Source organism: Kitasatospora sp. GAS1066B (assembly GCF_041262605.1).
GTDB lineage: Bacteria > Actinomycetota > Actinomycetes > Streptomycetales > Streptomycetaceae > Kitasatospora.
On record NZ_JBGCCO010000048.1, the window covers coordinates 35,531 to 47,891 of the forward strand.

The 12,361-nt window shown below is 71.2% G+C and carries 12 protein-coding genes; 7 read left to right on the forward strand and 5 right to left on the reverse strand.

What is annotated here, in order from left to right; all coding sequences use genetic code 11:
* Positions 1–99 precede the first annotated feature (99 nt).
* From ABH937_RS34995 to fae, 5 genes are all read right to left on the reverse strand, one after another.
* On the reverse strand, positions 100–510 hold the full coding sequence (locus ABH937_RS34995; protein ID WP_370220587.1) for a PPOX class F420-dependent oxidoreductase: 411 nt from the start codon (positions 508–510) through the stop codon (positions 100–102).
* Positions 511–696: 186 nt separating this feature from the next.
* Positions 697–1,737: a hypothetical protein gene (locus ABH937_RS35000; protein ID WP_370220588.1), complete on the reverse strand. Its 1,041-nt coding sequence runs from the start codon at positions 1,735–1,737 to the stop codon at positions 697–699.
* A 193-nt stretch (positions 1,738–1,930) separates the two neighbouring features.
* Positions 1,931–2,491, reverse strand: a complete 561-nt coding sequence (cyaB, locus tag ABH937_RS35005; RefSeq protein WP_280693439.1) for a class IV adenylate cyclase — start codon at positions 2,489–2,491, stop codon at positions 1,931–1,933.
* 316 nt (positions 2,492–2,807) lie between these two features.
* Complete coding sequence (locus tag ABH937_RS35010; protein WP_370220589.1) at positions 2,808–3,722, reverse strand: NAD(P)-dependent oxidoreductase; 915 nt, start codon at positions 3,720–3,722, stop codon at positions 2,808–2,810.
* 66 nt (positions 3,723–3,788) lie between these two features.
* Positions 3,789–4,346, reverse strand: coding sequence for a formaldehyde-activating enzyme (fae, locus tag ABH937_RS35015; protein ID WP_370220590.1), 558 nt, complete (start codon positions 4,344–4,346; stop codon positions 3,789–3,791).
* 377 nt (positions 4,347–4,723) lie between these two features.
* Between fae and ABH937_RS35020 the strand changes: the two genes are divergently transcribed.
* The 7 genes from ABH937_RS35020 (at position 4,724) to ABH937_RS35050 (ending at position 12,224) form a co-directional block, all read left to right on the forward strand.
* A complete protein-coding gene (locus ABH937_RS35020) occupies positions 4,724–5,692 on the forward strand; it encodes an IclR family transcriptional regulator (RefSeq protein WP_370220591.1) in 969 nt (322 codons plus the stop codon).
* 359 nt (positions 5,693–6,051) lie between these two features.
* Positions 6,052–7,521, forward strand: coding sequence for an NAD-dependent succinate-semialdehyde dehydrogenase (locus ABH937_RS35025; protein WP_370220592.1), 1,470 nt, complete (start codon positions 6,052–6,054; stop codon positions 7,519–7,521).
* 63 nt (positions 7,522–7,584) lie between these two features.
* On the forward strand, positions 7,585–8,361 hold the full coding sequence (locus ABH937_RS35030) for an SDR family NAD(P)-dependent oxidoreductase (protein ID WP_370220593.1): 777 nt from the start codon (positions 7,585–7,587) through the stop codon (positions 8,359–8,361).
* Between the two features lie 63 nt (positions 8,362–8,424).
* A complete protein-coding gene (locus ABH937_RS35035) occupies positions 8,425–9,888 on the forward strand; it encodes an FAD-binding oxidoreductase (protein ID WP_370220594.1) in 1,464 nt (487 codons plus the stop codon).
* Positions 9,889–9,998: 110 nt separating this feature from the next.
* Positions 9,999–11,426 (forward strand): FGGY-family carbohydrate kinase, encoded by a 1,428-nt coding sequence (locus tag ABH937_RS35040; protein WP_370220595.1) that lies wholly within the window; start codon positions 9,999–10,001, stop codon positions 11,424–11,426.
* A 165-nt stretch (positions 11,427–11,591) separates the two neighbouring features.
* Complete coding sequence (locus ABH937_RS35045) at positions 11,592–11,867, forward strand: hypothetical protein (protein WP_280693431.1); 276 nt, start codon at positions 11,592–11,594, stop codon at positions 11,865–11,867.
* Between the two features lie 12 nt (positions 11,868–11,879).
* A complete protein-coding gene (locus ABH937_RS35050; protein WP_370220596.1) occupies positions 11,880–12,224 on the forward strand; it encodes a DUF1036 domain-containing protein in 345 nt (114 codons plus the stop codon).
* Positions 12,225–12,361: the final 137 nt, after the last annotated feature.

Genomic DNA, 12,361 nt, shown 5'->3' on the forward strand with positions numbered 1-12,361 from the left:
GAGGCGCCGGGCCAGGCCCGGCCGGCACCGCTCAGGCGGGGACGGACCGGTCCATCGCCAGGCACAAGACTGCGGGCTCTCTCGCCTTGAACCGATCAGTCAGTCGGCGAAGGTGCCGACCAGCCGCTGCGGGGTGATCCTGACGACCACCCGCACCACCTCCGGCGGCAGTTCCAGGTACTCCTCGCCCGCGCCGGGGCCCTCGTACTGCTCGGCCAGTGCGACGGCCAGCTTCCGGCTCAGGTCCTCGGCCACCGTCGCGGTACCGCGCACCTCCAGGTATCGCAGCGGGTCGGCCCGGTCGTAGACCGTCAGGCTGACCCGCGCGTCACGCTCCACGTTGGTGACCTTGCGGCGGCCGGCTGCCGACGAGAGCAGCAGGTCGTCGCCGTCCCGGCCGACCCAGACCACCGAGGTCTGCGGGCTGCCGTCGGGGTTCACGGTGGCCAGCACCGCGGGATTCACATCGTCAAGAAGCCTGCGGGCGGCATCATTCAACTTGGTCGTCACGCCCGCGACCCTAGCCAGGTCGTCCGCCGGTGTCGACCGACATGAATCCCCTGCCGACGCACACAGGACACCTCGCCGACCAAGAGCACAAACTGCAAGACCCGGGCTGCCGCCAAGCGGCTGTCAGCCGAGCAGCTCCGATAGATCGCAGGCGCCGTGGAAGGAAGTCCGGTCCGTCCAACTCCGCTACTGGGGGAGCTGGTTGGTGGCGCTCAGTACGTCGCCCTGGAATGGTGACCGCGTCGCGCGTCGGAGCGCCCCGACCGCCGGGTCGGCGAGGGAGACGGTGAGCGTGTAGGGCGCCGGGCCGGTGATGGTGTTCGTCGAGTCGATCGGCGGGCTGAGGCGCTGCTGGACGGCGAGAGCGTCGATGCCCGGGCAGAGCGCCTGGGCGGGGAGCGTCACCTCGGCGGTTGCGCCGTCCGGCGACCCGATGTTGATCTTGCCCTGCGGGGTGTGCGCCGTGCCGTCGCCGAGCTTGACCGGCAGGTCGTACGCGCCGCCGACCAGCCCCTCGGGGCCCTCGATCTCCACGGCCACGCCCTGCGGACCCAACGGCGGGGACAGCTCCAGCGACCGACTCGCGCCTGGTCCGAGCAGGAGATCGATGGTGAAGTGCCCGGGATCCCCGGGCGAGTCCTGGGAGAACCCGTAGGAGCCGAGGGCGAGTTGCGGTCCCGCCGGCGGGGTGTCGGACCGCCCGTCGGCGAAGGCGATGGCGGCGGGGCCGACGGGCGCGGAGGTAGCCGTCTGGGCGAAGTGGTGGAATCCCCGCATGCCGCACTTGCTGCCATCGGAGGTCCCGCCGCCGCTCAGCGCGACATCCGTCAACGGACGCGGTGAGCCCGGCGCGTGCGAGGGCAGGACGTCCTGCGGGGAGTCGCCGAGGGAGAGCAGGCCGCTGCCCGGCCCGATGCCGATGGCCACGACCGTGGCGGCGACGGCGACCGCGATCAGCACCCCTGAACCGAGCTTTGACGCGAACCCGGCCCGCTTCGTACGCGGGCGGGTCGGGCCGGGGGCATCGAGTGACCAGCGGCGGCCGCCCGGATCCACCGGCGGCTCCAGCCGCCAGCGCGCCGCGAGTATCCGGGTGCGTGCCGCCGGTTCCTTGACGTCGGCGCCGCGAACGAAGTCCTCGTCCAGGACGAGCCCGTCGAACGGGTCCGCGACTGTCGGCTCCGGCTCCTCGGAGGGGCGCGGGTCAGGGTCTTCAGCTATCGGCACCGCGTCAGTATGCCGGGCCGCCCTGACGCCCTGACCAGCGAGGTGCCCTGGTTCCGGTGCGCCGTGGCGGGTGCGGCATGATCAGTTGGCGACGACGAACAGGGGAGCGACGATGACCGTGGTGCTGTGATGCTGGCTTCGAACTCCTCCGGCGCCGCGTACTGCTCACCCCGTGACCGTCACGCTCCTGTGTCTACCGGGCCGCTGCCACCGCGTCGGTGTACAACTCGGTCGTGAGGTCGTCGTCACCAATCCCCAGGTCCTGGAGCGCCGCGCGCACGACGGTGAGCGCTGGCACCAGATCACGCTCATCCCCTGCCATGGTCTCCAACTCCAAGAAGGTCCCGTCGATTTCGGGCACCCGCACCAGGGTCGCCAGCAGCTCGCGGCCGTGCCGCGTGCTCGTGTAGTTCCTGCAACGCTTCTCGAACGCGATGCGTGATACGAACCCCAGGCCGCGGACGATCGCGTGGGCGGCGGCCTCGTCGTCGACACGAGTCTCGTGCTCAGGCTTTGATCCGGACGCGTCATCCACCCGGGCGCCCTTGTAGGTGAGGACAGTGTGCGTGTCACTGTCGCTGTGCACCGTGCGAATCCGCAACTCCCGGTCTGCTCGCATCAACGAGCCGTCCGGCGCGTCGTAGTAGGTGTCCCGGTAGACCTGCGCGCGCCCGTGCCCCCAGTCGCGTTCCAGCTGATCCATCACCGCTTCGGGGTCGCGGACGACGGCCTTCAGTTCGGCCTCGATCGGCACGTGATCTCCTCTCCTCAGACGATTCGCTCGCCTGCGTCGACCATGGCATCAAACATCCGGCGAGGTGGCAGACAGCCGGCGCCACCGTGCTCGATCCGCTGCTCGCCGACATGCGGCAGGTGCACGAGGGGATCACCGCCCACCTGGCCGCCGATCAGACCTCCGCGCCGGCCGCTGCGTGGACAGCGAAGGACAGCGGCCGCCGCGACACTCCGCCCGACTGGCTGACCAGCGGGGCGGAGCGAGAAGCCAACAGCGTCCGGGCTCTCGCCGGTCGGGAATCCGGGTGGCATCCTCGCCACGCGGCTGGGGGAGGTCAAGAGACCTCGGTCTCCTTGGCCAGCCGGAAGTCCTGGCCGGCGAGTTCCTCATAGAGCTTGACCGGGATCATCTCCCCGGACAGGTCGCCGTAGCGGGCCTTGGCGCGCCGGTAGATCTGCTCGACCAGCGCGGACAGCTCGGTGGAGACGCCGATGTCACGGCCCAGGTCGACGGCCAGGCCCAGGTCCTTGCAGGCCAGCACCATCGCGAACGACTCGTCGTAGTCGCCCGACTCGACGATGCCCATCATGTCGTTCTCGAGGAAGTTGGACGCGGCGGGGCTGGCCAGCAAGGCGGAGCGCAGCACGCCGAGGTCGACGCCGGCCTTGACGCCCATGGCCAGCACCTCGGAGGTGGCGACCAGGTGGGAGAACCACAGCTGATTGATCATCAACTTAACGGTGTAGCCAGCTCCTTGGCCGCCCACGAGCATGACCTTCGGCGGGTCGCCCAGCACCTCGAAGAGCGGCAGCGCGCGGGCGAAGTCCGCCTCCTCGCCGCCGACGAATATCTGCAGGGTGCCGGTGCGGGCGCCCTTGGCCATCCCGCTGACGGGGGCGTCGAGCATCCGCAGACCGCGAGGGGCGAGAACCTCCTCGATGACCCGCCGGGCTGCGGCCGGCGTGGAGGTCGACATGTCGATCCACAGCGCGCCGTCGGGCAGCGCGGCGGCGGCGCCACCGCGCAGCAGCACGTCCTCCACGATGCGCGGGTTGGGCAGCATGGTGATCAGCACATCGGCCTCGGCGGCGCAGGCGGCCGGGCTCGCCGCCCAGGTGGCGCCGAGGCCGACGTGCTGGGCGGCGCTCTCCTCGCGGGAGTCGTGCACGACGACCGGATAGCCGGCCTCGATGAGGTTGCGGGCCATGTGACCGCCCATGTTCCCGAGTCCGATGAATCCGATCCGCATGGTGTTTCCTCGCTGCTGTGTGAATGGCTGGTGCTGCGTGACGGGTGGTACTGCGTGACGGCTGGCTCAGCGGCCTGCCCCGTCAGGGGCCGAGGCCGCCAGCTGCTCGGCGCTCGGGGTGTAGAACGGGTTGGCGGGGCCCGACTTGGCGGCCGCGAGCACCTCGTCGACGCTCGGCAGCGACCGCACCGCGGCGGCGACCGCCTGGTAGGCGGCGGTCCGCTGGTTGCGGAAGGACTCGTCCAGGTCGTCGACCTGCGGGTTGACCCAGATCGCCGCGATGATCAGCAGCTCCTCGACCTCGGCCGCGGGGATCAGCCCCTGCGCGACGGCGTCGCTGACGCCGGCGGCCAGCCCGGCCTGGGCGGAGCCCCAGGTGGCGCGCTGGTGCAGTTCGCCGGCGGCCTCCGCCTTGTTCACGAACAGGGTGAAGGGCTTGACCGGGACGGAGGGGCGGACCACGGTGACGAACGGCGCGTAGCCGGCGCTGGGCGAGGCCAGCGCGGTGGCCCAGGCGCCCTCGACGGGACCGCCGCGACGGCCGAGCACGATGTTGGTGTGGGCCGCGTTGTTTCCCTGGCCGACGAAGGACTCGCCGATGAGGGCGGTACGGGCGAAGGTCATGCCGGAGCTCCTAGACAGACGGGCGGTACGGGCAGTACGGGCGGTACAGACGGCATCCGCGTGGCGCGGTCAGGCCCGCACGGGGCGTACCCGACCCGGTCGCGGGACGGGCAGCCGAAGTCGGCCGAGGGTCGGCCCAGTTCAGCCGAGGTCGGCCCACGTCGGCCCACGTCGGCCGGTGTCGGCCGAGGGCACCCCGCAGGACCGGTCGGCGCCGGCCGCGCAACCGTGGTTCGGACGTGCTCTGGAATCTAGGTCCGCCCGGAATCGACCGGCAAGGCTGCGCGGGCAATCGCAACCACGGTTGTGCTGGCGACAACCGGAACCGTCACGGTCGCCCAGGGACGGTGACCGACGGAGCCGCCTACCCTTGGCCTGTGCAGCCATCTCCCACCCCCAGCGACGCGAGCGAGGGCGGCGACCTCGAGAGCCTGCCCGCGCCCCGACCGCCCGCGCCCCGACCGTCCGCGCCCTCAGCCGCGCCGTCACCCTCGCCCGCAGCCTCGCCCCCGCCGTCGGCCGCCCCCGATTCGCGCGGGCCGGCGAGCGCCGGGCATGGGCGCGGTCTTCGCCGTGACGTCGAACTACTGGAGGCGCTGGCCTCCGACGAGGCCCGCGCGAACGGCGGCGGTCTGGGCGTCGTCAAGATCGCCCAGCTGGTCGGCCGGGACAAGGGCCAGGTGTCGCGGGCACTGCGGTCCCTGGCGGAGGACGGCATCGTGGAGCGTGACCCCCTCACCTTGGAGTACCGGGTGGGCTGGCGGCTGTTCTCGCTGGCCGGGCGGACCTACGAGCAGCGCCTGTTCAGGGTGGCCCAACCGCTGGTGCAGGGCCTGGCGGTGGACCTGGAGGAGACCGCGCACCTGTGCGTGCTGCGCGACCGGCAGGTGCTCACCCTGCTCTCGCTCTCGGGGCACTCCTATCGCGCCCACGACTGGGAGGGGCAGTGGGTGCCGGCCGCCTGCACCTCCTCGGGGCGCGCGCTGCTGGTGGACGCCACCCCGGACGAGCTGTTCGTGCGCTTCGGTACCGAGCCGGACCTCTCCCCGGGGCGACCCGCCTCGCCCGTGCACACCCTGCCGCAACTGTGGGCGGAGCTCCAGGTGGTGCGCCGGCGCGGTTGGGCCGAGGAGCACGAGGAGTTCGAGCCCGGGCTGGTCGGAGTCTCCGCGCCGGTGCGGGACTTCCGCGGCAGGGTCATCGCCGCGGTCAACGTCTCGGGGCCCAGCGAGCGGCTGGGCCCTCGGCTGACCGAGGCGGGCCAGGCCACCGCCCGGACCGCCGCCGAGCTCTCGACCCAGTTGGGCTGGCTCCCGGACGACCGGCGGACGACCTACACCCGGTGAGGCGGGCCCGCCTCACCGGGCAGTCGTCGCATGGGTGGTTGTCGGAGAAGCAACCATTGTTGCGATCTTGGATGTTGCCTTGTCCGCTTCGTCGCGCCCCTCGTAGATTCGGCCTGACACGCGAGCCCGCCGCACCGCGCCGACCAGCCCCTGGGCCGAGCGGACGCGGCGACTGGGCCGCCCGGGACGCGGCGACGGCGCCGCGGCCGCGAGCCCGGACGCGGCACCGCCGCCGCGTCCGCTCGGCCCAAGCAAACACCGGGCCCAAGCAAACACCGGGCCCAAGCAAACACCGGGCCCAAGCGAACACCCGGCCCAAGCGAACACCCGGCCCAAGCAACCAGACGAGGAACACCGCCATGGAATCCACCAACGTCGTCACAGCGCCCACCGGTGTCCGCGATCTGTACATCGACGGGGCGAGGACGGCAGCGGTCGACGGCCGCAGCTACCCGGTCGTCGACCCGGCCACCGCGAAGGTGCTGTGTGACGTCTCCTCCGGTGGAGCCGCCGACGCCGCGGCAGCGGTGGACGCCGCCGCTGCGGCGTTCCCCCGCTGGCGCACGGTGGCGCCCCGGCAGCGGGCGGAGATCCTGCGCCGTGCCTACGACCTGATGCTGAGCCGGTCCGACCCGCTGGCGCGGCTGATGGTCTCCGAGAACGGCAAGTCCCTGCGCGACGCCAAGGGCGAGATCGGCTACGCCGCCGAGTTCTTCCGCTGGTACTCCGAGGAGGCCGTGCGGATCGGCTCGGGCTTCGGCGACTCCCCGGCCGGCGGTTTCCGGCACGTGATCCGCCGGCAACCGGTCGGCGTCACCGCCCATGTGACCCCGTGGAACCTGCCCGCCGCCATGGTCGCCCGCAAGGTCGCGCCGGCGCTGGCCGCCGGCTGCACGGTCGTGCTCAAGCCGGCCCCGGAGACTCCGCTGACCGCGCTCGCGATCGCCGAGATCCTGGCCGAGGCCGGGCTGCCGGCCGGCGCGCTCAACGTGGTGCCCACCGACCGCGCGCCGGAGGTGGTCGGCGTCTGGATGGACGACGAGCGGGTGCGCAAGTTCTCCTTCACCGGCTCGACCGGCACCGGCAGGCTGCTGCTGGAGCAGGCCGCGAGGACGGTCAAGAACACCACGATGGAGCTGGGCGGCAACGCGCCCTTCATCGTGCTGGCCGACGCCGACGTCGACGCGGCGGTGCGCGGCGCGATGGACGCCAAGATGCGCGGCGGCGGCGAGGTCTGCATCGCGGCCAACCGCTTCTACGTGCACGAGGACGTGGCCGAGGAGTTCACCCGCAAGTTCGGCGAGGCGATGGCGGCGGTCCGGATCGGTCCGGGCCTGGCGGAGGGTGTGGAGCTGGGCGCGATGGTGAACCAGGCCGCGATCGACAGGATCGGCGCGCTGGTGGCCGACGCCGTCGAGCGTGGTGCGTCCATCGCGGCCCAGGGCCCGACTCCGGAGGGGCCGGGCTACTTCCACCCGGCCACCGTGCTGACCGGTGTCACGCCGGACGCCCGGATCATGCACGAGGAGGTCTTCGGGCCGGTCGCCCCGATCGCGGTGTTCCGCGACGAGGAGGAGGTGCTGGCCGCCGCCAACAACACCCCCTTCGGCCTGGCCGCCTACGTGTTCTCAGGTGACCTCGGCCGCGCGCTGCGGCTGGCCGAGCGGATCGAGTCCGGCATGGTCGGCGTGAACCGGGGCCTGCTGTCCGACCCCGCCGCCCCGTTCGGCGGCGTCAAGCAGTCGGGCCTGGGCCGCGAGGGCGCGCAGGCCGGGATCGAGGCGTTCCTGGAGACGCAGTACCTGGCCGTGGAGTGGCCCGCGGGCTGACCCACGCCCCCAACTCATCCACCACCAACGGACCGTCACGTAGCCAACCAAGGTGCAGCACTCATGGACATCACCGAATTCTCCCGCGACTTCTTCTCCCTGGACGGCAGGAACGCGATCGTCACCGGGGGCAACACCGGCCTCGGCCAGGCGTTCTCGCTCGCGCTCGCCAAGGCCGGCGCGAACGTCTTCGTGCCGGCGCTGGTCGAGGACGACGGCGAGACCCGCCGGCTGATCGAGGCCGAGGGGCGCCGGATGGCGTTCCTCGAGGCCGACATCACCGCGCCCGGCGCCGCCGAGCAGATCGTCCAGGGCTGCGTGGACGCCTTCGGATCGCTCGACATCCTGGTGAACTCCGCCGGGATCTGCAAGCTCGCCACGGTCGAGGAGTTCGGCCGTGCCGAGTGGGACCCGATGGTCGCGGTCAACCTCACCGCCGCGTTCGAGCTGTCCCACCAGGCCGTCGCCCGGATGATCCCGCAGCGCTCCGGGAAGATCATCAACATCGCGTCGATGTTCTCCTTCCTCGGCGGCCAGTGGTCACCCGCCTACGCCGCGACCAAGCACGGCATCGTCGGCTTCACCAAGGCGTACTGCGACGAGTTGGCCCAGCACAACATCCAGGTCAACGCGATCGCCCCGGGCTACTTCGCCACGAAGATCACCGAGGCCACCCGGGCCGACCCCGAGGCCGACCAGCGCGTGCTGGACCACATCCCGGCCGGCCGCTGGGGGGACGTCGCCGACCTGATGGGCGCGACCGTCTTCCTGGCAAGCCGCGCCTCCGACTACGTGAACGGCCATGTGCTGGCCGTCGACGGCGGATACCTGGTCCGCTGAGCGACCCTGCCGTTCCCACCGACCTTCCCCCAGAGTTCCCCCGCAAGAACGAGGTAGATCCAGATGCTCCAGTCCGTATCGAAGCTGAGCCGCGCGGAGATCGTCGCGCGCCTCACCGAGCTGGTAGACGCCGCTCAAGTGGTCACCGACGAAGAGCAGTTGCGGCTGGCGAGCGTCGACCGGTTCAAGAAGTACCAGTCGGTGCACGGCATCTTCGACGGGCCGGTGCCGGCCGCGATCGTCAACGCGACCAGCACCGCGGACGTCGCCGCCGTCCTGGCGTTCGCCAACGAGAACCGCATCAACGTGGTGGCGCGCACCGGCCGCACCGGCACCGAGGGCGGCCTGGAGACGATCGTCGAGGACACCATCGTCCTGGACGGCTCCGGCCTCGACCGCATCCTGTCCATCGACACGGAGAACATGCAGGTGACCGCCGAGTGCGGGGTGCCGCTCCAACTGCTGGAGGACACGCTGCGCGCCCAGGGCTTCACCACCGGGCACTCCCCGCAGTCCAAGCCGCTGGCCCAGCTGGGCGGCCTGGTCTCGACCCGTTCCATCGGCCAGTTCTCCACCCTCTACGGCGCGATCGAGGACATGGTCGTCGGCCTGGAGGCGGTCTTCCCGGACGGCACGGTCAGCCGGATCAAGAACGTCCCGCGCCGCTCCACCGGACCGGACATCCGGCACATCGTCATCGGCAACGAGGGCGCGCTGTGCTACATCACCGAAGTCACCGTCAAGATCTTCAAGTTCCTGCCGGAGAACAACGAGTTCCACGGCTTCCTGGTCGACGACATGGCCACCGGCCTCGCGGTGATCCGCGAGGTCGTCACCAATGGCTTCAAGCCGTCGGTGGTCCGGCTCTACTCGCCCGAGGACGCCCGCCAGCACTTCGCCCACTTCTACCAGGGCAAGTGCGTGGTGGTCTTCGTCGCCGAGGGCCCCAAGGGCATCGTCCGCGCCACCAGCGACGAGATCGGGCGCGTGATCGCCCAGTACCCGCACGCGAGGGTCGACCCGGACCTGATCCGCGCCTGGTTCGACCACCTCAACTGGGGCACCGACAAGATCGAGGCCGAGAAGGCGACCATGCTGGCCGACCGGCACCTCGGCTACACCACCGAGGTCTCCGCCGACTGGTCGCGCACCGTCGAGCTCTACGACAACGTGATGCACCGCATCCGCACCGAGTACCCCCACGCCGGGGACCTGACGATGCTCGGCGCCCACTCCTCGCACAGCTACCAGACCGGGACGAACCTCTACTTCGTCTACGACTACCGGATCGACTGCGAGCCCCGCGAGGAGATCGAGAAGTACCACCTCCCGCTCAACGCGATCATCGTCGAAGAAGCCCTCAAGGTCGGCGGCTCGATGGTCCACCACCACGGCATCGGCAAGTACCGCACCGCGTGGACCGAGCAGGAGCACGGCACGGCCTACCACCTGCTGGCCAAGCTCAAGTCCGCGTTCGACCCCAACGGGATCATGAACAAGGGCACGATCTTCCCGCTCGGCTCCTGACCGCAGGGCCTCCGCCTCCGGAGGCGGCGCACCACGCCCGCGCGGTGCGCCGCCTCCCCATCGGCCCCGGCGATCCGGACCGGCCGCGAACAGCACACCTCGGAGCAGGCATGACGCGCTACCTGATCGGCATCGACAACGGCTCCCAGAGCTCGAAGGTCACCGTCTTCGACGAGCTCGGGAACGTGGTCTGCGAAGGACGGCAGGCGCTGCGCCCCTACGACACCCCCCGCCCCGGCGTCGTCGAGCACCCGCAGGACGACCTCTGGGACTCCATCGGCGAGGCCAGCCGCCGCGCCATGGCCGCCTTCCCCGGCGACCCGGCCGAGATCGTCGGCGTCGGTCTCTGCACGATCCGGTTCTGCCGCGCCCTGTTGCTCGCCGACGGCACCTTGGCGGGTCCGGTGCTGAGCTGGATGGACGAGCGCGTCTCGCGCCCCTACGAGCACACCGACCCGCGCGTGCGCCACGTCACCACCTCCTCCGGCTACCTCACCCGCCGGATGACGGGCCGGTGCACGGACACCGCCGCCAACTACGCCGGCATGTGGCCCATCGACTCCGACACCGGCCGATGGACGACGGACGAAGCGGAGTTCGCCGAGTACGGCATCCCGCGCGAGCTGCTGTTCGAGACCGTGCAGCCCGGCGAGATCCTCGGCCACCTCACTGCCGAGGCCGCCGCGCACACCGGCCTTCCGGTCGGCCTGCCGGTGGTCGCCACCGCCAACGACAAGGCCGTCGAGGCGCTCGGCTGCGGCCTGAGCAGGCCCGACACGCTGCTGGTCTCGCTCGGCACCTACGTGGCCGGGATGACCACCGGGGCGCGCAACGTCAAGGACGCGACCGGCTTCTGGACCAACTACGCCAGCCGCCCCCACGCGTACCTCTACGAGAGCCTCGGCGTGCGGCGCGGCATGTGGACCGTCAGCTGGTTCCGCGACCTGCTCGGCGAGGAGGCCGCGCAGGCCGCCGCCCGCGAGGGGCTCACCGTCGAGGACGTCCTCAACCGCGGCGCCGCCGCCGTCCCGGCCGGCTCGGACGGGCTGATGACCGTCCTGGACTGGCTCGCCCCCACGGACGCGCCCTACCGCAAGGGCTCGATCCTCGGCTTCGACGGCCGCCAGGGCCGGTTCCACATCTACCGCTCGATCCTCGAGGCGCTCGCCCTGACCGTCTACGGCCACGGCACGACGATGGCCGCCGAACTCGGCACCCGGTACCGGCAGACCATCGTCTCCGGGGGCGGCGCCAACTCCGACCTGATCATGCAGATCTTCGCCGACGTCTTCGGCATCCCGGCGCTGCGCTCCGCGGTCAACAACGCCGCCGGACTCGGCGCCGCGATCTGCGCGGCGGTCGGCCTCGGCCTGCGTCCGAGCTTCGACGACGCCGTCGCCGCCATGGTCCGCCCGGGCGCCGCCTTCGCGCCCGACCCCGACAACCACCGCCTCTACCAACGCCTGCACGCGGTGCGCCAGGACATCGCCGCGCGCACGGATCCGGTCTACCGCGCCTCGTATCAGCTCTTCGGCTGACCCGGCGCGCTAGGGCGTGTGCCCCGAGAATCGGGGACGATGAACTCCCGGAAAGCAGTTGCGATGTAATCTATCATCATAATTTGCTACTTCTTCGGATCGCCTTTTCCCTCTAGCTCGACGCCTTTTCCCTCGCTAATCTGAGATCAGGCCAACCGCACTCGCGTGCGGCGCCCGATCGGCATGGAAGGGGCTTTCCCCATGGCCAACGAATCTCCCGACATTCCAGTCGCTCCCACCTCAGGCGTCGATCTGCAGCAGCTGACGGCTGCGGCGGCGCAGACTTCCGCAGTCTTCACGCCCCAGGAGGTCGGCTCCGTTCAAGGATCCGTCCGCGAAGAACGCTCCGGCACCATCGCCGTCGTCGAGGAACCGACGGCGGCGGAGCAGACGGGCACCGGCCCGGCTGTCCGGCGGCAGCCGACCGGATCCGGGACCTGAGGGGCGGGGCAGATGCTGCGTTTCGAGAACGGCTATTCCCAGACCATCAACGTCATGATCGAGCGGCTCGACCAGAACTGTCAGCCGAGGCCCTGGCGCAGGACCGGCTGGTGGGTCATCGCACCCGGCGCCTCCGCGGTCGCCTACGGCGGGAATCTCGCCGCCGTCAACCGGTACTGGTACTGGTACGCCTTCGCCGTGGACAACACGCAATGGTCGGGGCCGTACCCCGAGAATGTGCCCGAGTCGGTCTTCGACTGGTGCCCGGACACCGCCAGCGACCCCTCGATCAACATCGGCATGCGCGAGTTGGACGTCAACGGCGCATCCGACTGGACCCTGCGCCTGATTCTCTGACGCGGCAACTCCGAACGCAGCAACTCCGAGCACGACAGCGGCGGGGGGGGGGGGGGCCCCGGGGGGGGGGCCCCCCCCCCCGCGGGGGGGCCCGCGGGGGGGGGGGGGGGGGGGGCCCCCCCCCCCCCCCCCCCACA

Coding starts and splice junctions, on each gene's coding strand:
- ABH937_RS35025 (WP_370220592.1), top strand. CDS start 6,052: ATGGAATCCACCAACGTCGTCACAGCGCCCACCGGTGTCCGCGATCTG.
- ABH937_RS35040 (WP_370220595.1), top strand. CDS start 9,999: ATGACGCGCTACCTGATCGGCATCGACAACGGCTCCCAGAGCTCGAAG.
- ABH937_RS35050 (WP_370220596.1), top strand. CDS start 11,880: ATGCTGCGTTTCGAGAACGGCTATTCCCAGACCATCAACGTCATGATC.
- ABH937_RS35030 (WP_370220593.1), top strand. CDS start 7,585: ATGGACATCACCGAATTCTCCCGCGACTTCTTCTCCCTGGACGGCAGG.
- fae (WP_370220590.1), bottom strand. CDS start 4,346: ATGACCTTCGCCCGTACCGCCCTCATCGGCGAGTCCTTCGTCGGCCAG.
- ABH937_RS35035 (WP_370220594.1), top strand. CDS start 8,425: ATGCTCCAGTCCGTATCGAAGCTGAGCCGCGCGGAGATCGTCGCGCGC.
- ABH937_RS35010 (WP_370220589.1), bottom strand. CDS start 3,722: ATGCGGATCGGATTCATCGGACTCGGGAACATGGGCGGTCACATGGCC.